This is a genomic window from Pseudomonas sp. FGI182 (genome assembly GCF_000511325.1).
Taxonomy (GTDB): Bacteria; Pseudomonadota; Gammaproteobacteria; order Pseudomonadales; family Pseudomonadaceae; genus Aquipseudomonas; species Aquipseudomonas putida_Z.
The window spans coordinates 5185791-5212138 of sequence record NZ_CP007012.1 but is presented as its reverse complement, the minus strand read 5'-3'; the positions used below and the strand labels follow the sequence as shown (position 1 = coordinate 5212138).

At 62.8% G+C, this 26348-nt stretch carries 25 protein-coding genes; 10 read left to right on the top strand and 15 right to left on the bottom strand.

Annotation, left to right across the window (positions count from 1 at the left end; translation table 11 throughout):
• Window positions 1–80: 80 nt before the first annotated feature.
• The gene (locus C163_RS22965) at window positions 81–395 is read left to right on the top strand and encodes a hypothetical protein (RefSeq protein ID WP_003257582.1); all 315 of its coding nucleotides are present in this window, start codon (window positions 81–83) and stop codon (window positions 393–395) included.
• Window positions 396–531: 136 nt separating this feature from the next.
• Window positions 532–1293, top strand: a complete 762-nt coding sequence (locus tag C163_RS22960; protein WP_025340758.1) for a YdcF family protein — start codon at window positions 532–534, stop codon at window positions 1291–1293.
• A gap of 125 nt (window positions 1294–1418) precedes the next feature.
• On the opposite strand, the gene lnt is transcribed toward C163_RS22960, so the two are convergent.
• From lnt to C163_RS22940, 4 genes are read right to left on the bottom strand one after another with little or no spacing between them, the layout of a single operon-like run.
• The gene (gene lnt, locus C163_RS22955; RefSeq protein ID WP_025340757.1) at window positions 1419–2936 is read right to left on the bottom strand and encodes an apolipoprotein N-acyltransferase; all 1518 of its coding nucleotides are present in this window, start codon (window positions 2934–2936) and stop codon (window positions 1419–1421) included.
• A gap of 8 nt (window positions 2937–2944) precedes the next feature.
• Entirely contained in the window at window positions 2945–3784 is an 840-nt protein-coding gene (locus tag C163_RS22950) for an HlyC/CorC family transporter (RefSeq protein WP_003257584.1), read from the bottom strand.
• Between the two features lie 25 nt (window positions 3785–3809).
• Window positions 3810–4283: an rRNA maturation RNase YbeY gene (gene ybeY / locus C163_RS22945; protein ID WP_025340756.1), complete on the bottom strand. Its 474-nt coding sequence runs from the start codon at window positions 4281–4283 to the stop codon at window positions 3810–3812.
• The gene (locus tag C163_RS22940) at window positions 4276–5274 is read right to left on the bottom strand and encodes a PhoH family protein (protein WP_025340755.1); all 999 of its coding nucleotides are present in this window, start codon (window positions 5272–5274) and stop codon (window positions 4276–4278) included. Before C163_RS22940 ends, ybeY begins: the two co-directional genes overlap by 8 nt.
• Before the next feature lie 276 nt (window positions 5275–5550).
• On the opposite strand from C163_RS22940, the gene C163_RS22935 reads away from it, so the two are divergent.
• Entirely contained in the window at window positions 5551–5877 is a 327-nt protein-coding gene (locus C163_RS22935) for a DUF1820 family protein (protein WP_013974341.1), read from the top strand.
• A gap of 3 nt (window positions 5878–5880) precedes the next feature.
• On the opposite strand, the gene C163_RS22930 is transcribed toward C163_RS22935, so the two are convergent.
• The 4 genes from C163_RS22930 to C163_RS22915 form a co-directional block, all read right to left on the bottom strand.
• Window positions 5881–6426, bottom strand: coding sequence for a tetratricopeptide repeat protein (locus tag C163_RS22930; RefSeq protein ID WP_003257587.1), 546 nt, complete (start codon window positions 6424–6426; stop codon window positions 5881–5883).
• A 195-nt stretch (window positions 6427–6621) separates the two neighbouring features.
• The gene (gene hemL / locus C163_RS22925) at window positions 6622–7905 is read right to left on the bottom strand and encodes a glutamate-1-semialdehyde 2,1-aminomutase (protein WP_025340754.1); all 1284 of its coding nucleotides are present in this window, start codon (window positions 7903–7905) and stop codon (window positions 6622–6624) included.
• 16 nt (window positions 7906–7921) lie between these two features.
• Entirely contained in the window at window positions 7922–8545 is a 624-nt protein-coding gene (gene thiE / locus C163_RS22920) for a thiamine phosphate synthase (RefSeq protein WP_025340753.1), read from the bottom strand.
• A gap of 13 nt (window positions 8546–8558) precedes the next feature.
• Window positions 8559–9356, bottom strand: a complete 798-nt coding sequence (locus C163_RS22915; RefSeq protein WP_025340752.1) for a hydroxymethylpyrimidine/phosphomethylpyrimidine kinase — start codon at window positions 9354–9356, stop codon at window positions 8559–8561.
• Window positions 9357–9621: 265 nt separating this feature from the next.
• Between C163_RS22915 and C163_RS22910 the strand changes: the two genes are divergently transcribed.
• Both C163_RS22910 and C163_RS22905 read left to right on the top strand, forming a co-directional pair.
• Window positions 9622–11610 carry a hybrid sensor histidine kinase/response regulator gene (locus C163_RS22910; protein ID WP_025340751.1) on the top strand — a complete coding sequence of 663 codons (1989 nt, stop codon included), beginning with the start codon at window positions 9622–9624 and terminating at the stop codon, window positions 11608–11610.
• 471 nt (window positions 11611–12081) lie between these two features.
• A complete protein-coding gene (locus tag C163_RS22905) occupies window positions 12082–12342 on the top strand; it encodes a DUF3077 domain-containing protein (RefSeq protein WP_003257593.1) in 261 nt (86 codons plus the stop codon).
• Window positions 12343–13271: 929 nt separating this feature from the next.
• Here the strand turns inward: C163_RS22905 and C163_RS22900 are convergent.
• Window positions 13272–14678 carry a PAAR domain-containing protein gene (locus C163_RS22900; protein WP_371257952.1) on the bottom strand — a complete coding sequence of 469 codons (1407 nt, stop codon included), beginning with the start codon at window positions 14676–14678 and terminating at the stop codon, window positions 13272–13274.
• Between the two features lie 256 nt (window positions 14679–14934).
• On the opposite strand from C163_RS22900, the gene C163_RS22895 reads away from it, so the two are divergent.
• From C163_RS22895 to C163_RS22885, 3 genes are all read left to right on the top strand, one after another.
• Window positions 14935–16587 carry an acyl-CoA dehydrogenase family protein gene (locus tag C163_RS22895; RefSeq protein ID WP_025340749.1) on the top strand — a complete coding sequence of 551 codons (1653 nt, stop codon included), beginning with the start codon at window positions 14935–14937 and terminating at the stop codon, window positions 16585–16587.
• Window positions 16588–16798: 211 nt separating this feature from the next.
• Entirely contained in the window at window positions 16799–18262 is a 1464-nt protein-coding gene (gene amn / locus C163_RS22890) for an AMP nucleosidase (RefSeq protein WP_025340748.1), read from the top strand.
• A 6-nt stretch (window positions 18263–18268) separates the two neighbouring features.
• Window positions 18269–18907 carry a pseudouridine synthase gene (locus C163_RS22885; protein ID WP_025340747.1) on the top strand — a complete coding sequence of 213 codons (639 nt, stop codon included), beginning with the start codon at window positions 18269–18271 and terminating at the stop codon, window positions 18905–18907.
• Window positions 18908–19041: 134 nt separating this feature from the next.
• Here C163_RS22885 and C163_RS22880 read toward each other — a convergent pair whose 3' ends face one another.
• Window positions 19042–19245 (bottom strand): DUF2788 domain-containing protein, encoded by a 204-nt coding sequence (locus tag C163_RS22880; RefSeq protein ID WP_013974331.1) that lies wholly within the window; start codon window positions 19243–19245, stop codon window positions 19042–19044.
• 54 nt (window positions 19246–19299) lie between these two features.
• Window positions 19300–19776 carry an Lrp/AsnC family transcriptional regulator gene (locus tag C163_RS22875; protein ID WP_003249795.1) on the bottom strand — a complete coding sequence of 159 codons (477 nt, stop codon included), beginning with the start codon at window positions 19774–19776 and terminating at the stop codon, window positions 19300–19302.
• A gap of 395 nt (window positions 19777–20171) precedes the next feature.
• On the opposite strand from C163_RS22875, the gene C163_RS22870 reads away from it, so the two are divergent.
• Entirely contained in the window at window positions 20172–20957 is a 786-nt protein-coding gene (locus tag C163_RS22870; protein WP_025340746.1) for a DUF6515 family protein, read from the top strand.
• A gap of 165 nt (window positions 20958–21122) precedes the next feature.
• Here the strand turns inward: C163_RS22870 and C163_RS22865 are convergent, their stop codons facing one another.
• Together C163_RS22865 and C163_RS22860 are read right to left on the bottom strand one after the other, a co-directional pair.
• Window positions 21123–21995 carry a cation diffusion facilitator family transporter gene (locus C163_RS22865; protein WP_025340745.1) on the bottom strand — a complete coding sequence of 291 codons (873 nt, stop codon included), beginning with the start codon at window positions 21993–21995 and terminating at the stop codon, window positions 21123–21125.
• A gap of 22 nt (window positions 21996–22017) precedes the next feature.
• The gene (locus C163_RS22860) at window positions 22018–22437 is read right to left on the bottom strand and encodes a hypothetical protein (RefSeq protein ID WP_025340744.1); all 420 of its coding nucleotides are present in this window, start codon (window positions 22435–22437) and stop codon (window positions 22018–22020) included.
• 117 nt (window positions 22438–22554) lie between these two features.
• Here C163_RS22860 and hrpB point away from each other — a divergent pair, with 117 nt between their 5' ends.
• Window positions 22555–25083, top strand: a complete 2529-nt coding sequence (gene hrpB, locus C163_RS22855) for an ATP-dependent helicase HrpB (RefSeq protein ID WP_025340743.1) — start codon at window positions 22555–22557, stop codon at window positions 25081–25083.
• 46 nt (window positions 25084–25129) lie between these two features.
• Here hrpB and C163_RS26015 read toward each other — a convergent pair whose 3' ends face one another.
• A complete protein-coding gene (locus C163_RS26015; RefSeq protein WP_025340742.1) occupies window positions 25130–25660 on the bottom strand; it encodes a hypothetical protein in 531 nt (176 codons plus the stop codon).
• Window positions 25661–26056: 396 nt separating this feature from the next.
• Window positions 26057–26284 (bottom strand): hypothetical protein, encoded by a 228-nt coding sequence (locus C163_RS22845; RefSeq protein WP_025340741.1) that lies wholly within the window; start codon window positions 26282–26284, stop codon window positions 26057–26059.
• Between the last annotated feature and the right edge of the window lie 64 nt (window positions 26285–26348).

Genomic DNA, 26348 nt, shown 5'->3' with positions numbered 1-26348 from the left:
CGCGGCACACGGCTGCTTTTTGCAGCGACGCTAAGCTCAGGTGTGGGGGGAGATATTCTTATCTTCAATGAGGTGAACGGATGGGAGAGACGCAGCTACCCGCAATCAGACCGGAGCTATACGAACGCCTGATCGACCGGCTTGGCCTGGCGCTGGAAGTGGCCAGGACCTCGGTGCGATTGCGCGACGAAATGCCAGCCGAGCTGGAGTTGCGTGGCCTGAGCCACGCAGAGTTCGAACTGATCAAGGCCTACCTGGATTCCCTCCCGGAGCGCCACAATGCCTGTGTCGGCAGTTACCCACAAGCGGAGCCGACATCGGCCAAGATCATCTGGCTCAAGGACAAGAAACGCCCCGCCAGCACGGCGAGATCCAGGACGCTGCCACATCGCTAGCCGTTCAGGACGCCAGGCGCAGGCTATCGCGCGCCGGTTCTTCAAAATTTGCACAGCTCACGATCGGCGCCGGCCGCACCCTTGTTGACCGGCGTCGATCCTTCTAGGCTGCACGCCTGCCAAGGAGGTGTGGCCAATGCCGATCCGATTCTTCGTCAAACAATGGCTGATGCCGCCAGGCGTCCTGTTCCTGCTGCTGCTTGTGGCGTGGTGGCTGCGCCGTCGCCGGCCCAGGTTGGCAGCGCTGTGTTTTGCCGTGGGCCTTGGTGGCCTGTGGCTGATGAGCCTGCCGCTGGTGGTGCAGGAAACCGCCCGTGCGCTGGAGACGGAAGCGCCGCTGGCGGTAAGCGATTGGGCCGGCCTGGCAAGCCGGGCGGATGCCATTGTGGTGCTGGGCGCGGGGCGTGAGCGGGGTGATCCGGCCTGGGGTGGTAGCGACCAGCCCACGGCCACGGCGCTGGAGCGCATGCGCTTTGCCGCGCGGCTGTCCAAGGCTTCGGGCTTGCCGGTGCTGACCAGTGGCGGGTTGCACTATGGCTCGCCGCCGAGCGAGGCGCAGTTGATGGCTGATCGCCTGCGTGAAGATTTCGGTGTCGAGGTGAAATGGCGAGAGGAGGGCAGCCGCACGACCTGGGAGAATGCCCGGCTGACGGCCAAGGTACTGCAGCCGTTGGGGATTCGCCGGGTGGTCGTGGTGACCCAGGCGTGGCACATGCAGCGCTCGCGCTGGAGCTTCGAGCAGGCGGGGTTCGAGGTGGTGCCGGCGCCGGTCGGGTTCCTCGGGCGCGATCATGCGCGGCCGTTCGGCGGGTTGCTGCCGGAGAGCCGGGCGATGTGGCAGAGCGGGCAGTTGCTCAATGAAGTGGCCGGGCTGGTGGGGTATCGGCTGTTCTACTGAGCCTTGTGTTGCCTGTGCCGGCCTCTTCGCGGGTGAACCCGCTCCCACAGGTATACCGCAGGCCATGGGCTTGTGCGGTCCCTGTGGGAGCGGGTTTACCCGCGAAGAGGCCGGTACAGGAAAACTCAAACGGTCTTGGCAATGCGCCCGGCCAGCAACGCCCAACCCAGCAGCAATGCGCAGACTATCGCCAGCGGCCACGACCGCCATTGCAGGTACGGCGTCAGTTTCTGCATCGGCACCACCTCGCCATACAGCACCGCCTGCTGGAACTGCGGTACCTGCGTGGTAATGCGGCCAAACGGGTCGATCAGCGCGGTCACGCCGTTGTTGGTGGCGCGGATCATCCAGCGGCCGGCTTCCAGCGCGCGCATCTGCGCCATCTGCAGGTGCTGCAACGGGCCGATCGAGGTGCCGAACCAGGTGTCGTTGCTGATGGTCAGCAGCAGGTCGCTGCGGGCCGCCAGGCCAGCGGCGAATTCGGGGTAGACCACCTCGTAACAGATGTAAGGCGCAATCTGGTAGCCCTTGGCCTGCAGCAGCGGCTGGTCTTCCGGCCCGCGGGCGAAGTCCGACATGGGCAGGTTGAAGAACTCGATCAGGCCGCGCAGCATGTCCTGCAGCGGCACATACTCGCCAAACGGCACCAGCTTCTGCTTGAGGTAGGTGCCATCGCCTTCACCGGTGACGGTGATGCCGTTGTAGTAGCGGCGCTGGTGGTGCACCACTTCACGCACCGGCACGCCGGTGATCAGCGCCGAATGCCGTTCGGCGGCGAACCGGCCCATCACATCGATGTAGCCCTGGGCCTGGTCCTTGAGCACCGGGACCGCGGTTTCCGGCCACACCAGCAGGTCCACCGGCCTGGAGCTGAAGCTCAGGTCACGGTACAGCGCCAGTTGCGCGTCGATGTGTGCCGGGTCCCATTTCAGGTCCTGCTCGACATTGCCCTGGATGGCCGCCACTTTCAGCGGGTCGCCCGCCGGCTTGGTCCAGGCATGGCCCTTGAGCGCCAGGCCCAGCACCCACGGGGCCAGCAACAGCAGGCAACCCACCGCCAGGAACGAGGGGCGGGCGCGCAGGCGGTGCAGGTTGCACAGCAGGGCAGCGGTCAGGGCCAGGGTGAAGGAAATCAGCCACACGCCGCCCAGCGGTGCCAGGCCGGCCAGCGGGCCGTCCAGCTGGCTGTAGCCGGCGTAGAGCCAGGGGAAACCGGTCAGGAACCAGCCGCGGAAGGCCTCTTGCAGCAGCCACAGGGCGGCGAAGCACAAGGCGTCGGCCAGTGGCGCCTCGGTACGCCGCAACCAGCGTGCCCAAAGCCAGGTGGGCAGGGCGAAGAACCAGGCCAGGGCGGCGAAGAACGCCAGCAGCAGCAGGATCGCCAGCAGCGGCGAGGCGCCGCCGTAGGTGTTCATGCTGACGTAGATCCACCAGGTGCCGGCACCGTACAGGCCGAAGCCGAACCACCAGCCACGCCACATGGCCTGGCGCGGGCTGAGCTCGCGCAGGCCAAGGTAGAGCAGGGCGATGGACAACACGGCGAGGGGCCAGATGTCGAACGGCGCCAGGGCCAGGAGGGTGGAGGCACCGGCCGCCAGGGCCAGCAGGTTACCGGGCCAGCCGGGGCGGGTGATCCAACGCATGTTTGTCCTTAACGGGTGATCGGTGTCAGGCGCAGCAAGTGTATCCGCCGGCTGTCGGCATTGAGAATACGGAACTTGTAAGGGCCGATCTCGGTGGTTTCGTTGCGCTTGGGCAGGTGACCGAAGGCGCTCATCACCAGGCCGCCGACCGTGTCGAACTCGTCATCGGAGAATTCGCTGTCGAAGAACTCGTTGAAGTTCTCGATCGGGGTAAGCGCCTTGACCAGGAAGTCACCGCTGGGCAGCGGCTTGATGTAGCTGTCTTCCTCGACATCGTGCTCGTCCTCGATGTCGCCGACGATCTGCTCCAGCACGTCCTCGATGGTGACCAGGCCGGCCACGCCGCCGTACTCGTCGATGACGATGGCCATGTGGTTATGGTTGGCGCGGAACTCGCGCAGCAGCACGTTCAGGCGCTTGGACTCGGGCACGAAAGTGGCCGGGCGCAGCAGGTCCTTGATGTTGAAGCTGTCGCCGTTCTCCTTGAGGATCAGCGGCAGCAGGTCCTTGGCGAGCAGGATCCCGAGCACATCGTCGTGGCTTTCGCCGATCACCGGGTAGCGCGAATGCGCGGCGTCGATCACTGCCGGCAGGAACTCGCGCGGCGACTGGCTGGCCTTGATGCTGATCATCTGCGAACGCGGCACCATGATGTCGCGAACCTGCAGGTCGGCCACCTGGATGGCGCCTTCGACGATGGTCAGCGCTTCGCTGTCCAGCAGTTTGTTCTGATGGGCTTCGCGCAGCAGTTCAAGGAGTTGCTGGCGGTTTTTCGGCTCATGGGCAAAAGCCTGGGTCAGTTTACCCAGCCAGGACTTCTGCCCGTTGCTCGATCGATCTTCGCTCATGGCGGTTCTCGTGATCCTTCGTGTATCAGTGTGTGATGGTGTCGGTTTCATCGTCGGCGTACGGGTCGGGATGACCCAGTTCTGCCAGCAATTCCCGTTCCAGGCCTTCCATTTCCTCGGCTTCCTCATCCTCGATGTGGTCGTAGCCGAGCAGATGCAGGCAACCGTGGATGACCAGGTGTGCCCAGTGCGCTTCCAGCGACTTGCCCTGTTCGGCGGCTTCGCGCTCGACCACCGGCACGCAGATCACCAGGTCGCCCAGCAGCGGGATATCGAGCAGGTCGTCGGGAACGTCGGCCGGGAACGACAGCACATTGGTCGCGTAGTCCTTGTGCCGGTAGGTGTGGTTCAGCTCGCGGCCTTCGACTTCGTCGACCAGGCGAATGGTCATTTCCGAATCGGCGCTGCGCTGGCGCAGGGCCAGTTCGCACCAGCGGCGAAAGGCGGTGTCATCCGGGGCGGCAGCATCCGTGGCCCGTTGAATATCGAGTTCAAGCATCTTTGCCGGGCGCCTCGGGCTTGGCCTGGCGGGCATCGAAGCGGTCGTAGGCCTCGACAATGCGCTGCACCAGTGGGTGACGAACCACATCTTTGGGTTGGAAGTGGGTGAAACTGATCCCCGGGACGTCCCTCAGCACCTCGATGACGTGCGCCAGGCCCGACTTGGTGCCACGGGGCAGGTCGACCTGGGTGATGTCACCGGTGATGACCGCAGTGGAGCCGAAGCCGATACGGGTGAGGAACATCTTCATCTGTTCCAGCGTGGTGTTCTGGCTCTCGTCGAGGATGATGAAGCTGTTGTTCAGGGTGCGGCCACGCATGTAGGCCAGCGGGGCGATCTCGATCACCTGGCGTTCGATCAGCTTGGCCACGTGTTCGAAGCCGAGCATTTCGTACAGGGCGTCGTACAGCGGGCGCAGGTACGGGTCGATCTTCTGGGCCAGGTCGCCGGGCAGGAAGCCGAGCTTTTCGCCCGCCTCGACCGCCGGGCGCACCAGCAGGATACGGCGCACCTGTTCGCGTTCGAGCGCGTCCACGGCGCAGGCCACGGCCAGGTAGGTCTTGCCGGTACCAGCCGGGCCGATGCCGAAGTTGATGTCGTTGGCCAGGATTTCCTTGACGTAGCGTTGCTGGTTGACCCCGCGCGGGCGGATGTTGCCCTTGCGCGTGCGCAGCGACACGCTGACCTCGGTGACGGCCGGGTTGTCGATGTTCTCGACGGTCGATTCCTGCAGGTACAGGTGCACGGTTTCCGGCGACAGGTCGCTGGCCTTGGTCTCGCGGTAGAGACGGCGCAGCAGCTGTTCGGCAGCGGAGGTGGTCTTGGGTTCGCCGATCAGCTCGAACTGATTGCCGCGGTTGCGGATCTCGATGGCCAGGCGCTGTTCGATCAGGCGCAGGTGCTCGTCGAACTGGCCGCACAAGTTGGCGAAACGGTGGGCCTCGAAAGGTTCGAGGATGAAACGATGGGGTTGTATGGGTGCGTTCAAGGTCGTTTTTAGCCGCTCGACGGCAATGGATGTGAACTCAAGAATAACCCTTGAATGGCAGTGGCGAAAGCACTGAAACGTTCAACGGTATGTATGGCCTGTTCCGGCCCTATCGCCGGCAAGCCGGGCTCCCACAGATACTGCACAGGCCTGAAGCTTGCGCAGTACCTGTGGGAGCTGGCTTGCCGGCGATGAGGCCGGGACAGGCAACACAGATCAGCAAACCTGTCTGCTATGATGCCCGCCTTTTCTTACGCATGTGTTATCCCGACGAACATGAGCAAACGCGAACCTGCCATCTATAAAGTGATCTTCCTCAACCAGGGGCAGGTCTTCGAGATGTATGCCAAGCAGATCTACCAGAGCGACCTGTGGGGGTTCCTGGAAATCGAGGAGTTCGTGTTCGGCGAGCGTTCGCAGCTGGTGGTGGACCCGAGCGAGGAGAAGCTCAAGAGCCAGTTCGATGGGGTGATCCGCAGCTTCGTGCCGATGCACTCGATCGTGCGCATCGACGAGGTGGAGCGCCTGGGCACGGCGAAGATCAGCGAAGCCAAGGGCGGCGGCAACGTGATGCCGTTCCCCATGCCGATGCCGGAAAAGTAACCCTCAGGGGAGTGGCGAGAACGGCGTGCGCCCTTCGGCGTTCTGCAGTTCCAGCAGGTACTTGCGGAAGATCTGGCCGAGCACCTGGGTGGCATGCTCCAGTTCGTCGCGAGGCATTTGCTCGGTCACTTCGTCGGCCATGTCCAGCGCATCCTCGGCGCCGTTGACCGCGGCCATCTTCAGCAGGATGTAGGCCTGCACATTGTTGGCCTTGACCCCTTCGCCACGGAAGAACATGGCGCCCAGGCGGTACTGGGCCTCTGCATGGCCTTGCAGCGAGGCCTTTTCGAACCAGTTCAGGGCTTTGCCCAGGTTTTTCGGCGTTTGCGTGTAGTAGTACTCGCCCAGTTCGAATTGCGCCTGGGCATCCCCCGCTGTTGCCGTCTGCTCACAAGCCTTGAGGGCGTTTGCCAGATCTTCAGGCTGGACATTCAAGGTGCAGCGGCCCGTCGCCGGAATGAGCAACGAGTTACCGCCCTCCGCCAGGGCCAGCAGGGGCTGAAGAAGCAACAGGCAGCCCAGGGTCAGGGCGCGGCCGGTGCGGTTCATGGGGATCGACTTACCTCTGCAAAGCTGCGGCCAATGTCTCTGGTGGCACATTATGGGATAAGCAGCGCCAACCTTACAAAGTTTTACTCGAATTTCTGCTTGGTTGGGGAAGTCAGCTGATTGTGCATGGGTATTTGTTGCCTGTACCGGCCTCTTCGCGGGTGAACCCGCGAAAGGGCCGGTACAGACACTGCATTACTTCAGCGATGCAAAAGCCTTTTCAGCCGCATCCAGGGTGATCTGCAGCTCCTTGTCGCCATGGGCGATGGAGGTGAAGCCTGCCTCGAATGCGCTCGGCGCCAGGTACACGCCACCATCGAGCATCAGGTGGAAGAAGCGCTTGAAGCGCTCGGCATCGCTGGCCATCACGTCTTCGAAGGTGACGATGTCGTCGGCACCGCTGAAGTACAGGCCGAACATGGCACCGGCCTGGGTGGTGACGAACGGTACGCCAGCAGCATCGGCGCGCTGTTGCAGGCCGTCGAGCATGCGGCTGGTGTAGTCGGTCAGCTCGGCGTGGAAGCCCGGGCGGCTGATCAGCTTCAGGGTGGTCAGGCCGGCGGCCATGGCCAGCGGGTTACCCGACAGGGTACCGGCCTGGTAGACCGGGCCGAGCGGGGCGATGCAGCCCATGATTTCACGCTTGCCGCCGAAGCAGCCGACCGGCATGCCGCCACCGACGATCTTGCCGAAGGTCGACAGGTCCGGCTTGATGCCGTAGTGGCCCTGGGCGCCGCCGAGCGAAACGCGGAAACCGGTCATCACTTCGTCGAAGATCAACACCACGCCGTGCTTGTCGCACTGCTCGCGCAGGCCTTCGAGGAAGCCTGGCGCCGGCGGTACGCAGTTCATGTTGCCGGCTACCGGCTCGACGATGATGCAGGCTACGGTCTGGCCGACTTCGGCCAGGGTTTTCTCGACGGCGGCGATGTCGTTGAACGGCAGGGTCAGGGTGTGCTTGGCGAAGTCCGCCGGCACGCCCGCCGAGCTCGGCACGCCCTGGGTCAGCAGGCCGGAGCCGGCTTTTACCAGCAGGCTGTCGGAGTGGCCGTGGTAGCAGCCTTCGAACTTGATGATGGCGTCACGGCCGGTGTAGCCACGGGCCAGGCGGATGGCGCTCATGGTGGCTTCGGTGCCCGAGCTGACCATGCGCACCATCTCCATGGACGGCACCAGCGAGCAGACCAGGTCGGCCATCTCGGTTTCCATGGCGGTCGGGGCACCATAGGACAGGCCGTGCTCCAGCTGCCTGCGTACCGAGTCCAGTACCTCCGGGTGGCCGTGGCCGAGGATCATCGGGCCCCAGGAGCCGACGTAGTCGACGTAGCGCTTGTCATCCTCGTCAACGACGTAGGCGCCTTCGGCATGCTTGAAGAACAGCGGCGTGCCGCCAACGCTCTTGAAAGCGCGGACCGGCGAGTTGACGCCACCGGGGATGTGCTTCTGGGCTTGGGCGAACAGGGCTTCGGAACGGGACATGGGAGGATCTCTCGAATCAGGATGCGAACAAGGCGTTGAAGGCGCGGGCGCGGCGGGTGACTTCCTGCGCGCTGTCGGCACCGAACAGGCCGTGGATCACCGCCAGCAGGTCGGCGCCATGGGCGACCAGCGGGGCGGCGTTGTCGAGGGTAATGCCGCCGATCACCGCGATCGGCAGTTTCACCTGGGCGCGGGCCTGCTCCAGCAGTTCGATGTTGGCAGCGGGTGCACCCGGCTTGGTGACGGAATTGAAGAAGCGGCCAAAGGCCACGTAGCTGGCGCCTTCGCTGGCAGCCTGGGCGGCCAGTTCGAGGCTGGCGTGGCAGGTGGAGCCGATGATCGCCTGGCGGCCGAGCAATGCGCGGGCCGGGGTCAGCGGGCCGTCGGTCTGGCCCAGGTGCACGCCGACGCCCAGGCGCGCGGCCAGTTCGGCGTCGTCGTTGATGAGCAACTGGGTGCCGTAGCGCTCGCAGAGCTTCAGCAGCCCTTCGGCTTCACGCAGGCGGCGCGCCGCGTCGTCACTTTTGTCGCGGTACTGCAGCAGGCACACGCCGCCTTCCAGTGCCGCCTCGACATGGGACAGGAAACGGCCAGCGAGCAGCTGGCTGTCGGTGATGGCGTACAGACCGCGTAGCTTCATTGGAGGCCTCGTGTCAGGAGCAGAAATCCAGCGGCAGGCGGCGCGGCACGAACTGGCCCTTGCCCAGCTGTTCGGCGTCACGCAGGGTGCGCCAGGTGTAGTCCAGGGCGCTGCGGACGGCGCTTTCCAGCTGCTCGCCGAGGGCCAGACGGCCGGCGAGGGCGCTGGCCAGGGTGCAGCCCGAGCCGTGGTAGCTGCCCGGCAGGCGCTGGCAGGTCCAGGTGTGGTGCTGGCCGTCGCGGCTGTACAGGCGGTTGTGAATTTCGTCTTCGTCGCCGTGACCGCCGGTAATCAGCAGGTGTCTACAGAACGGCAACAGTTTCTCGGCACACTCGTCGGCGGTGCCTTCGGGCAGTTCGGCAAGGATGCGGGCTTCGGGCAGGTTCGGTGTGGCGATGGTCGCCAGCGGCAGCAGGCGTTCGCGCAGGGCGTAGCCCACTTCGTCCTTGCCCAGGCGACCACCACCACCGGCACGCAGCACCGGGTCGCAGACCAGCGGCAGGTGCGGGTGGGCGGCCAGCAGCTCGGCGATGGTGTCGACCATTTCGATCGAACCGAGCATGCCGAGCTTGACGGCGGCCACCGTGGAGTCGGCCAGCACGGCGTTGGCCTGGGCCAGCACCCACTCGCGGTCGAGCACGCGGAAGTCGGAAACGTTGACGGTATCCTGCACGGTCAGGGCGGTCACTGCGGGTGCGGCGTGACAGCCTTGGGCGATCAGGGCTTCGATATCTGCCTGCAGGCCGGCGCCGCCACTGGGGTCGTGGCCGGAGAGACAGAGGACAACGGGGCGGGAGCTGTAGGTATTCATGGTCGGCGAGCTTACCACCAATCCTGTTTGGGCGGATCGTCCTACAAACGAGTTTTGTTGATCATAAGGTCAGTTTTTTGCCGGTTTAATTTCTGAAAGCATTGATTTAGAGCCTTTTCTTTGTGATTGGATATGGTCGATTGCCAGGTTGCGAAGCTATGCTAGAGTGCTCGGATAACTCTACAAACGGGTTCTGCCGGATCGTGTCGTCTCAAACGGATGGGAGGCAACCGCGACTCGACCGGACAGGCCATGCTGGGGCTGTATGCGCTATTTGCTGATTGTGCTTCTGGGCTTGCTGCCCGTGCTGGCCGGGGCAGTCGATTTCGACGACGCTACGCGGCATCTTCCGCTGGGCAAGGCCATGCAGGTTTATGAAGACCTCGATGGCAGCGCCAGCATCGCCCAGGTCAGTGCCCCTGGGTTCGCCAAGCATTTTCGCCCCCACCATGAAGACGTGCTGAACGCCGGTTACTCCACCTCGGTGTTCTGGCTCAAGGTCGAACTGCGCCCTGTCGCCGCGCCCGGCGCCGCCCCACGGCAATGGCTACTGGAACTGGCCTATCCGCCGCTGGACCACCTCGAGCTGTACCTGCCCGACAGCAGTGGCAGTTACCGCCTGGCCCGGCGCACCGGCGACGCCTTGCCCTACCAAAGCCGGCAGATCCTGCAGAACAACTACCTGTTCGAACTGCAGCTGCCGCCTGGCCAGGTGACCACTGCCTACCTGCGCCTGCACAGCCAGGGTTCGGTGCAGGCGCCGCTGGCGCTGTGGTCCGCCCAGGCCTACATGGAGGAGCAGCCCACGCGCCTGTATGTGCTGGGGATGATCTACGGCGTGCTGCTGGTGATGCTGGTGTACAACCTGTTCATCTACCTCAGCGTGCGCGACGTCAGCTACCTCTACTACATCCTCTATATCGCCTCGTTCGGCTTTTACCAGGTGTCGGTGAATGGCGCCGGTGTGGCCTACTTCTGGCCGGACAGCCCGTGGTGGGCGAATGCTTCGACGCCGTTGTTCATCGGGGCCGCTGGCCTGTTCGGCTGCCAGTTCGCCCGGCATTTCCTGCAACTGGGCAGCATCAGCCGTGGTTTCGACCGGCTGCTGCAGCTGCTGATGCTGGGTGGCGCGCTGGTCATGGTGCTGGCGGTGAGCATGCCCTACGGCGTCGCCCTGCGCATGGCCACGGTGCTGGCGTTGCTGTTTACCGTGAGCATCTTCGCTGCCGGGCTGTACGCCTGGTGGCGTGGCTTGCGCGTGGCACGCTGGTTCATCATCGCCTGGACGGCATTCCTGCTTGGTGGCCTGGTCAACACCCTGATGGTGCTGGGCTACCTGCCGAACGTGTTCATCACCATGTATGCCAGCCAGCTGGGGTCGGCGCTGGAGGTGGCCTTGCTGTCGCTGGCGCTGGCCGACCGCATCAACAGCCTGCGCGAGCAGCAGGCGCAGACCTTGCGAGACACCGGGCGCACGCTGGAACAACTGAACCTGCAACTGGCCAGGAGCAACCGGCTGAAAGATGAGTTCCTGGCCAGCGTGACCCATGAGCTGCGCACACCGATGAATGGTGTGATCGGCTCGCTGGAGCTGATGCATACCCTGCCGATGGAGGCCGAGATGGCACAGTACCACCGCACGGCGGTGGGCTCGGCCCAGGGCATGATGGATATGGTCGATGCCATTCTTACCCTGTCCGAGCTGCAGGCCGGCCGCCTGCGCGCGCAGCCGGCGCCGTTCAGCCTGCGTGACCTGCTGCAGGGCGTGCGTGCCGGTTATGCCGGGCAGGCTTTGGGCAAAGGCTTGTACCTGAGCCTGGACATCCCGGCCGATGTGCCGGACGGGTTGCTGGGCGATGCTCAGAAGCTGGCCCGCTGCCTGGGGTGCCTGGTGGACAACGGTTTGAAGTTCACCCACCAGGGCGGGGTGATGATCCAGGTGCGCGGGCGCCGGGTGGGGCCTGACGACCTGGCGCTGACCTTCATGGTCAGCGACAGCGGTATCGGCTTCGATGACCTCGATCAGGCGACCCTGTACCAGCGCTTCTTCCAGGTCGATGGCTCGATGACCCGGCGTTATGGCGGGCTGGGGATTGGTTTGTCGATCTGCCGGCAGATGGGGGAATTGTTGGGGGCACGGTTGTCGCATGAGTCGACGCGGGGGTTGGGGAGCCGGTTCGAGTTGAGTTTGAACATGGCTATTGCGCAGGTGCAGATGGCATCGAATGTTCTGCAGACGCGACGGTTGCTTTAGAGATTTTCGCAGGCTTTGTTGGGGCTGCTTTGCAGCCCTTCGCGGGCACGCCCGCTCCTACAGGTTTGGTGCTCAGCCCAGATAAATGCGCGATCCCCTTGTGGGAGCGGGCGTGCCTGCGAAGGGCCGCAAAGCGGCCCCAAGAAACCCACAGGCTACAACAACTCCAGACTCTTCCTACGCACTGGCACTGGAAACTGCGCCAACTGCGAAATACCCTACAACCCCTGTCGACACGCGTCTGATTGTTCCTGCAAATCCCGCGCTCTAGGCTTTTCCAGTCGCTGACGGTTCAGCGATCGGGTGTGGAAACCTGGCAAGACCTATGGTGCGTGTCGTTACGACAGCTGTACGCGGGAGGCCTTTGGGCCTACCGGGTTCGCACCATGCCTGGTTTTCCACCCCGTGTGCAGCTGTCACCCCTATGTGTGGAAACGGACGGGTGGCACATATCTCCATGGTGCCGAACTCATGAACGACGAAACCAAAACCACCCCTGGCGTTACCTACTTCTACCAAGGCGAAGGCCAAACCCATCCACTGTTTCGCATTGCCGAGGGCATCCCCTGTCGCAGCGCCCGTGAGCAGGCCTCGGAGCTGATGGGGTATGCGCGGGACTTGTCGCTTACCGGTTTGATGGATGGCGACCAGCAAATGATGTGGGCTTCACACTACTTCGCAGCAATGGCCAAGGCGCTGCTGGATGATGCCGAGCTGGGTTTGATGCGCTGACCCCGGTATTAGCCCCACCGGCCCTTTCGGGAGCAAGCCCGCTTTCACAGGGATGAAAGGGTACACGATCCCTGTGGAAGCGGGACATTAGTTGTGTAGATGGTACGTTAATCCAAACCAAGCTGCGCCAAAGTATAGTAGATAATTGCAAGTCAGTAGCTGTCTTTTCAAGGCTTTCGGGAAGTTATCAATATCTCTTTGGTTTAGTTTGTGGTTACGAATATGCAGATTTTTTATGGGGAAGAATAATACGGCTGACACGGTTCCGATGAGGTGTAGCCTCGAGCGAAGGCTCTTCTTTCCCCATATTTCAATATTCAGCTTCAACCAATAGCTACTTGGTAATGCAGAAATCATAATCTCGAGGTTCTTAGACCAAGCCAAACGAGCATAAAGTGCCAAGCCAGTCATGATCATGAGGCATGGCACTGCTGCCATTAACAGTTTTATGGTTTTTGATGACAAGTCAATGAAATCCTGCCTGCGTTGTATTTTCATAATGGTTTTGCTAAGCCATCCGACTGATCGGCTGTTTCATTTGTGAGTCGGTTTTTTGGGGCTAATAATAAATATCGGTTAGTGTTAGCAAGAGTGACCCAGTTAATAGCAGCCATAACGCAGTGCGCATTCTGTTTTTTAGATGGGCGGGAAAGGCGGATGCTTCTTTTGTGTCGAGAAGATTCCTTTTTAGAAAGAAGCTAGGGAATAATGCAACTCCGGTCAGAGTGGCGACGACTGATGTTCGAGAGCGCAGGCTTTTATTGCCCCATATCTGAACTGCACGTTTTAGGCATTGGCTTTTTTTAAAGGATGTTTCGATGTTTCGATAGTTTGGTTTTCGAGCAAGATTTATTAGCATGGTTAGCCCTGTTAGTATAAGTGTGAAAGGTGTGGCCAGCAAAAATAAACGCCATATATCGTCTTGTAAGTCAATCATGCTCGACGAACTCATACAGCTTTTCTCCAAGATATTCCCCTCTGTGCATACCAATTTCGCTCCCTGCGAAGGATCCTGTACCTACAATTACAATCGTGCATACACTTCCGCTTAAAGCCCCGAGGCTGAGGCAGGCAAAGCTTGCGACTGTTTTCCCGATGTATGCTCCTGCCGTACCTCCTGCGAGACCTCCTGCAAAACTTCCTGCCTCGGTAAATTTTAGTTTTTTACATGCATTGCTGTTCCCCGAGTTGCAGGCTTCTTGAATTTTCAGTAATGATGAGCCTCCGCCCAAAACTACGCCTACATATCCCCCGGATTGGAGGTATTTGGACATGCTTGCCACCTTGTTAAGGTGCGTTGAATATCCCGGTATCTGCCCAGGGGCGCCAGCTTTGGTCCAATGGTGAACAAGACTCCGGCTTGATATCCCCAATCCTCGACGTAAAGTGTCATGACTACCGAGGTTCATATGCTTGTTAAGTAGACCAACTCTCAATTTTGCGTCCAGTTGCCTGAACAGCTCTTTACGCTCGGCAAAGAACTCCGGACTGCGTAGGTGCCCATGCTTCGAAAACTGCTGCTGGTGCAGGTTTTCAATATTGCGCAACGTGGTGCCCAATTCATCCAGTGACTTGGCCATCATGGCTTGGCTTACCCCCATCGCCAGGCTTACATCGCTGAGCAGCCCGGCAATTTCGGCTTGGTGCCGCATCATGAAATCGGCTTCTTCGGGGGTTAGTTCTGCTAATGCTTCGCGTGCGAATTCCGCCGCACTCATCGCGTGCATTTCCTGACGCGTGCAGGTGTAACCGTTGCGAGGGTCACCAATGATGAATATTTCGCCTGCCTTGAAGCCCTGTTGATAAGTCGGGTTTAGCCGCTTCAACATCGCGTCCGGAAGGATTGACAGTGTATCTCTGAGGTTAGCCAGGACCTGCTCGTACGACATGCTACGAGGGATGATATAGAAACCAGGCTCAAGCTCCGGCAACTGGGAGTGCTCCTGACGAACGACGGGTTGGTAGTAGTTGCTAGCCGGTGCGTTGCCCATTCGAGATGCAGCCTCTGGCATGGCCGATGCGGCTGGTGTGCTGCGTGGTAGAGGGCGCTGGTGCATAGGGGCGACAACTCGATTGTTGCCGATGGGGCATCCGCACCTGACCAGTGAGCCATCCACGACGGTCGCTTTACCGTCCTGCGTCCATCGGCTTTCGCCTTCCACGATGGTGCCTTCGCTACCGCAGAGAGGGCAGGGGGTGGTCTTGTCGCCTTTGAGCAGCCAGTCGCTGCCGTGTACACGGCCCCTGGCCTGGCCGGCAATGCAGATGGCGCCAGTGGTGGTTTCGTCCCCGTCCAGGCCCTGGCCTCGGCCGAAGATGTTCATGCGCATGCTCATGGCTTGCCTCTTTTTTAAAAGTGAAAGCCAGGAACCTAGCAGCCTGTAGGCGGGTATTTTCAGGCAGGGGAGGGTTTAGGAAGGGTCCTACAATGGATAGGGATTTGGACTACAGCGCTTTCTGATGACAATGCGGGAATCGGGTCAGGGCTGACATGCGCCCCCCACCACATGTTTAGTCATTAATGTCACTTTGACTGACCCGCGGGGAGTGCTTCACTGGGGCTCTCAAGCTACCCGGATCCAGGAGCCCCCGATGAACCTGCACCAGTACGCTGAAACCCACGAAGTCACCAACCAGCCACCGCCCCTCGATGGTGCCAACCTTTACCGCCTCGACCTGCCGCTACAGGAATGGTCGCGACGTTTCGGTGCGGGTTGGGCCGAATCGCGGATCGATGCCTACGGTGCCCTGGCCGGTGGCCCGCTGATGCAGGCGGGCTTCCTGGCCAATGCGCACAAGCCGGAGTTCAGCAGCCACGACCGCTACGGCCATCGCATCGACCTGGTCGAGTTCCACCCCGCCTACCACGAACTGATGCGCACCGCCGTCGAGCACGGCCTGCCTTCGCTGCCATGGGCCGAACCCCGCCCAGGTGCCCATGTGGCGCGAGCTTCGATGACCTACCTGCACAGCCAGGCTGAGGCCGGTACCGGCTGCCCGCTGACCATGACCTTCGCCGCTGTGCCAGCGCTGCGGCTGCAACCCGAACTGGCCGAATACTGGTTGCCGAAAATCCTCGCCTGCGAGTACGACCCGCGTAACGTCGGCGACCGCCACAAGGCCGGGGTCACCCTGGGCATGGCCATGACCGAGAAGCAGGGCGGCACCGATGTTCGGGCCAACACCACCCGGGCTTATCCGGTCGGCGCCGCTGGCCCGGGGCAGGCCTACGAGCTGGTCGGCCACAAGTGGTTCTGCTCGGCGCCCATGTGCGATGCCTTTCTGACCCTGGCCCAGACCGAAAAAGGCCTGAGCTGCTTCCTGCTGCCGCGTCACCGCCCGGACGACAGCCGCAACCAGTTCTATATCCAGCGCCTGAAGAACAAGCTGGGCAACAGTTCCAACGCTTCCAGCGAGGTGGAATTCCGCGGTGCCCTGGCGTGGATGGTCGGGGAAGAAGGGCGGGGCGTGCCGACCATCATCGAAATGGTGGCCATGACCCGCTTCGACTGCATGGTCGGCTCCAGCGCCCTGATGCGCCAGGCGCTGACCCAGGCGACCCACCATTGCGCGCACCGCAAGGTCGGCGGGCGGCTGCTGAGCGAGCAGCCGTTGATGCAGAACGTGCTGGCCGACCTGGCGTTGGAAAGCGAGGCCGCGCTGGCCCTGAGCCTGCGCATGGGGCAGGCGCTGGAGCAGCTGGAAGACCCGCAGCAGGCGCATTTCGCCCGGCTGGTCACGGCGGTGGGCAAGTACTGGATCTGCAAGCGCGCGCCGGCGATGATCAACGAGGCCGCCGAGTGCCTGGGCGGGGCGGGTTATGTGGAAGACAGCATCCTGCCACGGCTGTACCGCGAAGCGCCGGTCAACTCGACCTGGGAAGGCTCGGGCAATGTGCAATGCCTGGACGTGCTGCGGGCCTTGTCCAAGGAGCCGGGCGTGCTCGATGCGCTGTTCGCTGAGCTGGGCGATGGGCACGGGGACCCGCGCCTGGCAGCGCACATCGGCAACCTCAAGGGGGCGTTTGCCGACACTGGCGACATGCAGTACCGCGCGCGGCAGCTGACCGAGGATATTGCCCTGGCGCTGCAGGCCAAGCTGTTGCTGGAGGCGGGCAATGCGGTGGTGAGCGATGCGTTTATCGACAGCCGCTTGACGGGGGGCGGGCGCGTGTATGGGGCATTGCCGAGGGGTGTGGATGTGGAGGCATTGGTGGCCAGGGCGACGCCAGCACAGGACCTGTAGGAGTGGCCTTGTGTCGCGATAGGGCTGCGAAGCAGCCCCAGGGGATCAGCGCAGATGCACAAATTGCCGGGGCTGCTTTGCAGCCCTATCGCGACACAAGGCCGCTCAGGGACCAGCGCTGGCCTGCTGATTAACACCGATCAATGGGGGTGTATTTAGCCAAGAAGGCAGGCAAGATGGTTCACATGCATGTCCAGACAGGAAGCACAGTGTGAGCCAAGCTTTTGTAGTCGTTGATACCCCCGAACAGGCCGTCGACCGTCTGGCGGCCCTGCATGACCAGGCCACCGGGGCCCTTAGCCAGGCCCTCAAGCGTTACCTGAAGGACCGTACCGAGCCGGGCGTCGAAGAGCGCGACCTGTTCCGCTACCCGGCGCTGCGCCTGACCTATTACAGCCACGGTGAAGTCGCCGCCACCACGCGGGCTTACGCCAAGGTTCAGGTGGCCGGTACCTACAGTGTCACCATCACCCAGCCGGCTGCTTTCCGTGGCTACCTGCTGGAGCAACTGCGCCCGCTGATGCACGACTACACCGTCACGGTAGAGGTCGGCGTCAGCGAACAGAACATCCCTTACCCCTACGTGGTCGACCAGGGCGACGAACTGGCCGGCAGCGGCATCACCGCCGCGCAGCTGGCGCGGGTGTTCCCCAGCACCGACCTGTCGGCTGCCACCGACAACATCGCCGACGGCCTGTATGACTGGGGCAGTGCCGAAACCCTGCCGCTGGCGCTGTTCGATGCCGCGCGTGTCGACTTCTCGCTGCGCCGCCTGGTGCACTACACCGGTAGCGACTGGCGCCATGTGCAGCCGTGGATCCTGCTGACCAACTATCACCGCTATGTCGACCAGTTCATCAGCCACGGCCTCGACCAGTTGCGTGACGACCCGCGCTTCGTGCGCATGGTGCTGCCGGGCAACGTGGTGATCGAAAAGGGCATGGACCACGGTGAAACCCAGGCCCTGGTGGCCAGCGTGGTCTGGCACCGCTACCAGATGCCGGCGTATCACCTGATCGCCGCTGATGGCGACGGCGTCACGCTGGTCAACATCGGCGTCGGCCCGTCCAATGCCAAGAACATCACCGACCACCTGGCCGTGCTGCGCCCGCACTGCTGGCTGATGATCGGCCACTGCGGCGGCCTGCGGCAGTCGCAGACCATCGGCGATTATGTGCTGGCACACGCCTACATGCGCCGTGACGGCATTCTCGACCGGGTGGTGCCGCCTAACATCCCGATTCCGGCCCTGGCCGAAGTGCAGCTGGCCTTGCAGGAAGCCGCCGCGCAGGTCACCGGCGAGCGTGGCGAACAGCTGAAAAAGCGCCTGCGCACCGGCACCGTGCTGACCTACGACGACCGCAACTGGGAGCTGCGCTGGGCCCAGGAGCGGCCGCTGATCAACCTGTCGCGTGCCGTGGCGGTGGACATGGAAAGCGGTACCATTGCCGCCCAGGGTTACCGCTTGCGCGTGCCGTACGGCACCTTGCTGTGCGTGTCCGACAAACCGCTGCACAGCGAGATCAAGCTGCCGGGTTCGGCCAACGCCTTCTATAACCGGGCGGTCAGCCAGCATCTGAAGATCGGCATTGCCGCCCTCGACCTGCTGCGCACCGAGCTCAACTCGCTGCACTCGCGTAAACTGCGCAGTTTCGATGAGCCGCCGTTCCGCTGAGGATCCATGTCACTGCCACCCCGTTCCAAGCCGCGCCGCCCCCAGGCGCGGCCTGCCACCGGCCCGCGTCGCCAGCCCAAGGCGCCACCGGCCGAGCCGCGCCTGATCCTTTTCAACAAACCGTTCGACGTGCTGACCCAGTTCAGCGACGGCGACGGGCGCGCGACGCTCAAGGACTACATCGACATCCCCGGCGTTTACCCGGCCGGGCGGCTGGACCGCGACAGTGAAGGCCTGTTGCTGCTGACCAACGATGGCGGCCTGCAGGCGCGCATTGCCGACCCGAAGCACAAGCTGGCCAAGACTTACTGGGTTCAGGTGGAGGGGGAGTCGAGCGAGGAGCAGTTGCAGCGCTTGCGCGATGGCGTGGAACTGAACGATGGGCCGACCTTGCCGGCCGAGGCGCGGCGCCTGGACGAGCCCGAGCTGTGGCCGCGCAACCCGCCGGTGCGTTTTCGCAAGAGCGTGCCGACCAGCTGGCTGGAGCTGGTTATTCGCGAAGGGCGTAACCGCCAGGTGCGGCGGATGACGGCGGCGGTGGGGTTGCCGACCTTGCGCCTGGTGCGGGTGCGGATTGGCGACTGGGCGCTGGATGGGTTGGAACAGGGCTGCTGGCGAGAAGTCCCGGCGAAGTTGCAGCGCTAGGGGGCCGCTTTGCGGCCCATCGCGACACAAGGCCGCTCCTACAGGTGCAGCGCAAACTCAGGCATTGTGCGATCCCTGTAGGAGCGGCCTTGTGTCGCGAAAGGAGCGCAAAGCGCTCCCGGCTTTCTTGAGCCTTACACCCCTTCGAGAAACCCTACCACCACGCTCTTGATGATAAAGGCCAGCACCCCCAGCCCCAGCACGAAGAACAGGATCAGCGTCCCGAACCGCCCGGCCTTGGACTTTTTCGCCAGGTCCCAGACGATGAAACCCATGAAACCGATCAACACGGTGACCAGGATGATCATCATCCACTCTTCGAATACGGCGGGATCCATCGGTGTTCTCCAGGCGGGTTGAGCGTCCGATTATACGCTTGCTGGCGCAGGCAATTAACGCAGGTGGGTCAAGGGCAGCTCGGTGCTGGCCAGCACCTGGTTCAGCACGAAGCTCGAACGTACGCTGGTGACGCCTTCAATGCGGGTCAGGCTGCCTAGCAGCAGTTTCTGGTAGTGGTCCATGTCGGGCACCACCACCTTCAGCTGGTAGTCGGCATCCATGCCGGTGACCAGGCTGCATTCGAGCACCTGTGGCAGGTTGCGGATGGCCGCCTCGAAGGTTTCGAAACGCTCCGGGGTGTGGCGGTCCATACCGATCAGCACATAGGCAGTCAGGCTCAGGCCCAGCTTCTTGCGGTCGAGCAGGGCCACCTGGCGCGAGATGTAGCCATCGTCCTCCAGTTGCTTGACCCGACGCGAGCATGGCGAAGGCGACAGGCCGATGCGTTCGGCCAGTTCCTGGTTGGAAATGCGCGCATCGCGCTGCAATTCGGCGAGGATGCTCAGGTCGTAGCGGTCAAGTTTGCTCATGGTTTATGCCTTTTCTGTTCGGATTGCGGTGAATTATCAATCCAGGGTGAAAAATTGCGCAAGTGCTATTTATCCGAGCAATCTTCGCAATCATCTGCCGCAGCCTGTCCGGTATCTTTATCCACAGAATCACTGCCCGGACATCAGTCCACGGCGACGCGCCCTAGGCGGGCGGTCGCGGCCAGCCATCCAACAGGATCTGCAGGCCCCCGGGCTACACACCTTCCAGAAGACGGTGTGAGGTGAGCCGGCGCCACAAGTGCCGAGCACGGACGACAATTCCTGAAGGGAGGCCCAGCGGCCTCCCTTTTTTCATGTCCGGAAATTTAATTGGCCTGCGTGACAGGCGCGGTAGACTGGCTGAGGTTGCCGTATTTTCTACCGAGAGGAACAGCATGAAGTCGCGCATCTGGCAGTTGGCAGGTGTTGGTGTGTTGGGGTTGAGCATCAGCCTCGGGGCCATGGCCGAAGGGCCGGGCGAGGGGGCGCCGGGCCGCTCGCTCAATTCGCGTGACGAAGTGCAGCAGACCCAGCCGCCACGCCAGGGCTATTACCAGGACATTCCCCGCCGCCATGGCGATAACCGCCATTGGGAAGCCGGTGGCCCGGGGCAACGGCCTGGCGGTGACTGGCAGGGGCGTCCGGATGGTCATGGCAATGGCTGGGGGCCGGGGCCGCAGTATCGCCCGGGGCACACCATCGATCATTTCCCGGACCGCTACTGGAAAGTGCCCTACCGTGGCGATGACTACTTCTACTCCGGTGGTTACTGGTACCGCCCCCATGGTGGCCATTATGTCGTGGTGACTCCGCCCCGTGGCGTGCGGGTCGATTACCTGCCGCCCTATGCGCGGGAAGTCTGGCTGGGCGGGGCGCTGTTCTTCCTGGTGGCCGATACCTATTACCAGTACGTGGCCGACAGCCGCGAGTACGTGGTGGTCAACCCGCCGGTTGCGGCGCCGGCACCTGTAGGCGGTGGGTATGACGTGGTGGCCTACCCGATGTATGGGCAAGGGCAGGAGCAGCAGGACCAAGACCGTTACCAATGCCACCGTTGGGCGGTGAGCCAGTCAGGGTTCGACCCGGCGACGGCAACTTATGCACCTTCGGCCAATGTGGCGGACAACTACCGGCGGGCGCTGGGCGCTTGTTTCAGCGGCCGAGGTTACAGCATCAACTGAAGCGGGACACGTCCCGGCAATGGACCTGTGTGGCTCACGTATTGATTGAAGCCGGCGCAGAGCCCTGTGGGAGCGGGTTTACCCGCGAAGAATGCGATGCGGTGCATGGCACCGGCTGTGCCGGTGTTCGCGGGTAAACCCGCTCCCACAGTTACGCTCACTGATTCACACCGGATCCGCGTGCACCATCACATCCGCCTGTGGATAACGCTGGCGGATTACCTTCGAGGCCTCCACGCACAAGGCATGCGCTTCATTTAGCGGCAATTGCCCCGGCATCTCCAGATGCAACTGCACGAACCACTGGTTGCCCGACACCCGCGTACGCAGGTCGTGCACGCCTTTGACCCCGGGAATGGCCAGCACCAGCGCAGCCATGTCCTCGCCAACATCGCCGGGCAGTTCCTGGTCCATCAGGATGGCCGTACTCTCCCGGGCAATCTGCAGCGCGCTCCAGAGGATATAGACAGCGATGCCCAGGCCGAACAGCGCATCCAGCTGCGGCCAGCCAAAGCGTGCCAGCAGCAGGGCCAGCAGGATGCTGCCGTTGAGCAGCAGGTCCGAGCGGTAGTGCAGGGAGTCGGCCCGTACCGCCGTGGAGCCGGTCAGGCGGATGACCTTGTGTTGCAGTGCCAGCAGGGCAAGGGTCAGCACCAGCGACAGCAGCATTACCCCGATACCGACGGCGGTATTGCCCAAGGGTTGCGGGGTGTGCAGGCGTTCAACCGCCTGCACCCCGATCAGCACCGCACTGACCCCGATGAACAGCGCCTGCGCCATACCGGCCAGGGCCTCGGCCTTGCCATGGCCGAAACGGTGGTCGTTGTCGGCCGGGCGCAGGGCGTAGTGCACGGCGAGCAGGTTGAGGAACGAGGCAACGGCATCCAGTGCCGAGTCGGTCAGCCCGGCCAGCAGGCTGACCGAGCCGCTCAGCCACCAGGCCAACGCCTTGCTCAGGACCAGGATGCTGGCCACCGCCAGCGATGCGCGAGTGGCCAGGCGTAGCAGGCGCTGGTGTTCAGCCGGGGTGGTCATCATCCGTGGGTAGTGTCCTTGTGCTTCAGGCTGCAGGCACCAGGCCCAGGCTGGCCAACTGCTCGATGCTGCCGCGATGCTGGATCAGCCGTGGGTCGTTCAGCGGCAGGCGCTGGCCCAGTTCGCTTTCCAGAATGGCCTGCAACTTCAGGTTGTCGACCTTGCCATCGGGGCTCACGGCTTCGCGCAGTTTGACCGGGTCGACCTGGGCGGATCGCCCGCCTGAGTAATAAATGGCGCCCGTGGCGAAGTCGATACCGAAGGCGATCAGCCCCGGGATCACGTAGAACAGGATGCCGATGGCATCCATTGCGGCAACCACTGGGTCGATCTTGCCGCCGATCTGGCCACGACGTTCCGGGTACAGAATGGTGCCGCAGGCCGTCAGTTGGGTCAGCAAGGTGACGATGAGGGCGCCACCGATGACGCGGGATGGGATGCGCATGTAAAAACTCCGAAAAGGTATTCAGCAGGGCAAGCGAAACGCCTGCACCTGAAGCTAAGACCATGATAGGGCAGCTTGGGTTCGCCGTTATACTCGCCAGACTGTTCGAGGACCACCATGATTTCATTACCGATCGATGCTGTCTTGCCCGCCCTGCGCCAGGCCTTGGAAAACCGTGACGAAGCGGTGCTCGAAGCGCCACCTGGCGCGGGCAAGACCACCCGCGTGCCGCTGGCGCTGCTCAACGAGCCGTGGCTGGCTGGGCAGAGCATTCTCATGCTCGAGCCCCGCCGCCTGGCAGCGCGGGCTGCGGCCGAGCGCCTGGCCAGCGAGCTGGGCGAAAAGGTCGGCGAAACCGTGGGCTATCGCATCCGCCTGGACAGCAAGGTCGGGCCGAACACCCGCATCGAGGTGGTGACCGAAGGCATCCTGACCCGCCGCCTGCAGGCCGACCCGGCGCTGGAGGGTGTGGGGCTGGTGATCTTCGACGAATTTCACGAGCGCAGCCTTGATGCCGACCTGGCCCTGGCATTGAGCCTGAATGGCCGGGAGTTGCTGCGGGAAGATCCGCCACTGAAGGTTTTGCTGATGTCCGCGACCCTGGAGGGCGAGCGCCTTTCGCGGCTGCTGAATGATGCCCCGGTGGTCAGCAGCGAAGGTCGCATGCACCCCGTCGACATCCGTTGGGGGCGGCCTTTCCAGCCGGGTGAGTTTATCGAGCCACGGGTAGTGGACAGCGTGTTGCAGGCACTGGCCGACCAGGCCGGCAGTGTGCTGGTATTCCTGCCAGGTCAAGCCGAGATCCGCCGGGTGCACCAGAGCCTGCAGGAAGCGCTGGGCGAGCGCCCCGAGGTCCTGCTTTGCCCGCTGCATGGCGAGCTCGATCTCGACGCCCAGCGTGCGGCCATCGACCCGGCGCCCAAGGGCCTGCGCAAGGTGGTGCTGGCCACTAACATCGCCGAGACCAGCCTGACCATCGACGGCGTGCGCGTGGTGATCGACGCAGGCCTGGCCCGGGTACCGCGTTTCGACCCCGGCAGCGGCATGACTCGTCTGGACACCCAACGCATCTCCCGTGCCAGTGCCACTCAGCGCGCTGGCCGTGCCGGCCGCCTGGAGCCCGGCGTGTGCTATCGCCTGTGGTCCGAGGCCCAGCATGACCAGCTGGCCGCCCACGGCAGCGCCGAGATCATGCAGGCCGACCTGGCTGGCCTAGCCCTGCAACTGGCGCGCTGGGGTGTTACACCCGAGCAGTTGCGCTGGCTCGACCAGCCCCCCACGGCCGCCTTCGCCCAGGCCCAGGACCTGCTGGCGCGGCTCAACGCCTTCAAGCCCGGGAGCCGTGACAACCTCAGCGAACACGGCCAGGCCATGGCCGAGTTGCCGGCGCATCCGCGTATCGCGCATCTGCTGTTGCGCGGCCAGGACCTGGGCCTGGCACAGATGGCCTGCGATGTGGCTGCGCTGCTGGGCGAGCGGGATATCCAGCGCGGCGGTGGTGCCGATCTGCACAGCCGGCTGGCGCTGGTCAGTGGCGAAAGCAAAGCTGCTCGTGGCAGCCACGGCGGTGTGCAGCGTGCGCGCCAACTGGCTCGCCAGTACCGTGGCCTGCTGCGTGGCAAACCAGGCGCGCCGGTTGCGGACCCCGATCACCCGCGCTGGCTGGGCGCGCTGCTGGCGCTGGCCTACCCCGACCGCGTCGCCCAGCAGCGCCGCGAGGGTGGTGCGGAATATCGGCTGGCCAACGGCCGTGCGGTGCTGTTTGCCGAAGTCGATGCACTGATGAAGTGCCCGTGGCTGGTGATCGCCGACCTGGGCAGCCGCCAGGGGCAGCGCGAAGAACGCATCTATCTGGCCGCCGAGTTCGAGCCGGCGCTGCTCGAGGGCGTGCTGGCCGAGCAGGTCGAGCGGGTCGATATCCTTGATTGGGACGAGCGTGAGCAGGTGCTGCGTGCAGAACGCCAGACCAAGGTCGGCGAGCTGGTGCTCAGCCGCGAACCGCTGCCCGGCCTGGATGACGAAGCGCGGGCTCGCGCACTGATTGGGCTGGTCCGGCGCAAAGGCTTGAACCTGCTGACCTGGACTCCCGAGCTGCGACAATGGCAGGCGCGCGTGGCCTTGCTGCGTCAACTGGATCTGGCCAAGGACGGCCACAGCGAATGGCCCGACCTGGCTGACGAGGCCTTGCTCGCCAGCCTGGAAGACTGGTTGCAGCCCTATCTGGGCAAGGTGTCGCGCCTCAGCCATTTCGCCGCACTGGATTTGCCGTCGATGCTGCGCAACCTGTTGCCATGGCCGCTGCCGCAGCGTCTGGAGGAGCAGGCCCCCGCGCACCTGGCGGTACCGTCCGGCTCGAACATCCGCCTGGACTACAGCGAAAACCCGCCGATCCTCGCGGTGCGCCTGCAAGAGCTGTTCGGCCTGGCCGATACCCCACGCATCGCCAATGGCCGCCAGCAGGTCAAGCTGCACCTGCTGTCACCGGCACGCCGCCCGGTGCAGGTGACCCAGGACCTGGCCAACTTCTGGCGTACGACCTATGCCGAGGTGAAGAAAGATCTGAAGGGGCGTTATCCGAAGCATTACTGGCCGGATGACCCACTAGTGGCTGAGGCGACGGCACGGGCCAAACCCAGAGGTACCTGACATCGCATGGCCGTGTACCTCGGGTTTTCCAGGGGCAACCTGTCAGCTATCGGCGCGTGATAAGAAATGTCGCGATGTCGCCATCGTTCGTATTCAGATAGACATTGCTGTCCGGAGGCATGTGATACAGCGTTTTCACGGTACGGCCTGTATGGTCGCGCAGGCGGCAGCGCAGTGTGTCAGGGCCCCATTCCAGCGGTTCGAGTTTTATCAGGTCGACCGGTGAGTTGGTTCGGTACAAGCCAAGATAACCGTTTCGGCTGATCTCGACCTTTCTGTCGCTGTCGGTGCCCGTGCCGTTGATGTAGACATGGATCCGATCCGTAGTCTCGGAGTGGTATTCGATGTTGAACATGGTGGGCGCTGCTTGGCGTCCGGTGATCAGCCAGCCCTCCTCCAGGACGAGCCCGGAAGCGTCGCTCAGCCGGACTGGTTCATCTTTCCCTTGTGAGTCGAACATCATTATTTCTTTGTACCTGGCTTGGGCGGCGTCCCAGTATTTCCAGGCCGACTGACAATATATGTGCACCTTGAAAGATTTTGCTTCTGCGATCCAGTTGGTAATGCTGTTACTCATGACTGTTCTCCACCAATGAGGGAGGTGAGCTCCCTCTGCGTGGGTACAGTAGTAAGGCTGCGGACCGGGCCGAAGCCTGAAGTACTTCCTTGTTCGAGACACCTGAAGTTACCGTAGGCAATGAGGTTATCCAGGCCTGGCATTCTCGACTTCGCAGTTTCGAAGTTCGGCGCCAGGCACTGCCCATTTTCGACTTGAGTCGGAAATGCTATTGGGGGAAATGATTCGGTTGTCGCTAAAAGCTGCAGCCATTGTTCAATGGAAAACGTGGCGATAAATTAATTTGATGCGATGTTGCGCCATGGCATTGAAGGTGTCCATGTAGATTGGCATGTCAGCGACATTCGCTTTCCATGTATTCATTACATGGGCTAGCCCCCTGTGCGTTCGCAGAGATCAACTTCCGGATTTGCCCCCTTCAGCAGTTTCGGTCTGGGCGGTTTTTTTCGAATCTTCATGGGTTTTAGCTAGCACCTCACGATCATGCCGCTGTTTTTGCAGAAGGAAGGTCTGCCTGTTGTGCTCCTGGAATTTTCTTGCGTTTTCCATCCCGTCTTCAGCATGGGCAAGATACGGAATGGAAATTGCCACGGCCACGGCGATGTATTTCGACAGCTGTTTCATAAGAACTCCTCATAGGTAAAGTTTTGGGCTACAGGCAGCCAGGGGCGCCCATATCGAGATTATG

Bases quoted from the DNA above. Each gene is read 5' to 3' on its own strand.
- C163_RS22965 (WP_003257582.1), top strand. From the start codon at position 81: ATGGGAGAGACGCAGCTACCCGCAATCAGACCGGAGCTATACGAACGC.
- C163_RS22960 (WP_025340758.1), top strand. From the start codon at position 532: ATGCCGATCCGATTCTTCGTCAAACAATGGCTGATGCCGCCAGGCGTC.
- lnt (WP_025340757.1), bottom strand. From the start codon at position 2,936: ATGCGTTGGATCACCCGCCCCGGCTGGCCCGGTAACCTGCTGGCCCTG.
- C163_RS22950 (WP_003257584.1), bottom strand. From the start codon at position 3,784: ATGAGCGAAGATCGATCGAGCAACGGGCAGAAGTCCTGGCTGGGTAAA.
- ybeY (WP_025340756.1), bottom strand. From the start codon at position 4,283: ATGCTTGAACTCGATATTCAACGGGCCACGGATGCTGCCGCCCCGGAT.
- C163_RS22935 (WP_013974341.1), top strand. From the start codon at position 5,551: ATGAGCAAACGCGAACCTGCCATCTATAAAGTGATCTTCCTCAACCAG.
- C163_RS22930 (WP_003257587.1), bottom strand. From the start codon at position 6,426: ATGAACCGCACCGGCCGCGCCCTGACCCTGGGCTGCCTGTTGCTTCTT.
- hemL (WP_025340754.1), bottom strand. From the start codon at position 7,905: ATGTCCCGTTCCGAAGCCCTGTTCGCCCAAGCCCAGAAGCACATCCCC.
- thiE (WP_025340753.1), bottom strand. From the start codon at position 8,545: ATGAAGCTACGCGGTCTGTACGCCATCACCGACAGCCAGCTGCTCGCT.
- C163_RS22915 (WP_025340752.1), bottom strand. From the start codon at position 9,356: ATGAATACCTACAGCTCCCGCCCCGTTGTCCTCTGTCTCTCCGGCCAC.
- C163_RS22910 (WP_025340751.1), top strand. From the start codon at position 9,622: ATGCGCTATTTGCTGATTGTGCTTCTGGGCTTGCTGCCCGTGCTGGCC.
- C163_RS22905 (WP_003257593.1), top strand. From the start codon at position 12,082: ATGAACGACGAAACCAAAACCACCCCTGGCGTTACCTACTTCTACCAA.
- C163_RS22900 (WP_371257952.1), bottom strand. From the start codon at position 14,678: ATGAGCATGCGCATGAACATCTTCGGCCGAGGCCAGGGCCTGGACGGG.
- C163_RS22895 (WP_025340749.1), top strand. From the start codon at position 14,935: ATGAACCTGCACCAGTACGCTGAAACCCACGAAGTCACCAACCAGCCA.
- C163_RS22885 (WP_025340747.1), top strand. From the start codon at position 18,269: ATGTCACTGCCACCCCGTTCCAAGCCGCGCCGCCCCCAGGCGCGGCCT.
- C163_RS22880 (WP_013974331.1), bottom strand. From the start codon at position 19,245: ATGGATCCCGCCGTATTCGAAGAGTGGATGATGATCATCCTGGTCACC.
- C163_RS22875 (WP_003249795.1), bottom strand. From the start codon at position 19,776: ATGAGCAAACTTGACCGCTACGACCTGAGCATCCTCGCCGAATTGCAG.
- C163_RS22870 (WP_025340746.1), top strand. From the start codon at position 20,172: ATGAAGTCGCGCATCTGGCAGTTGGCAGGTGTTGGTGTGTTGGGGTTG.
- C163_RS22865 (WP_025340745.1), bottom strand. From the start codon at position 21,995: ATGATGACCACCCCGGCTGAACACCAGCGCCTGCTACGCCTGGCCACT.
- C163_RS22860 (WP_025340744.1), bottom strand. From the start codon at position 22,437: ATGCGCATCCCATCCCGCGTCATCGGTGGCGCCCTCATCGTCACCTTG.
- hrpB (WP_025340743.1), top strand. From the start codon at position 22,555: ATGATTTCATTACCGATCGATGCTGTCTTGCCCGCCCTGCGCCAGGCC.
- C163_RS26015 (WP_025340742.1), bottom strand. From the start codon at position 25,660: ATGAGTAACAGCATTACCAACTGGATCGCAGAAGCAAAATCTTTCAAG.
- C163_RS22845 (WP_025340741.1), bottom strand. From the start codon at position 26,284: ATGAAACAGCTGTCGAAATACATCGCCGTGGCCGTGGCAATTTCCATT.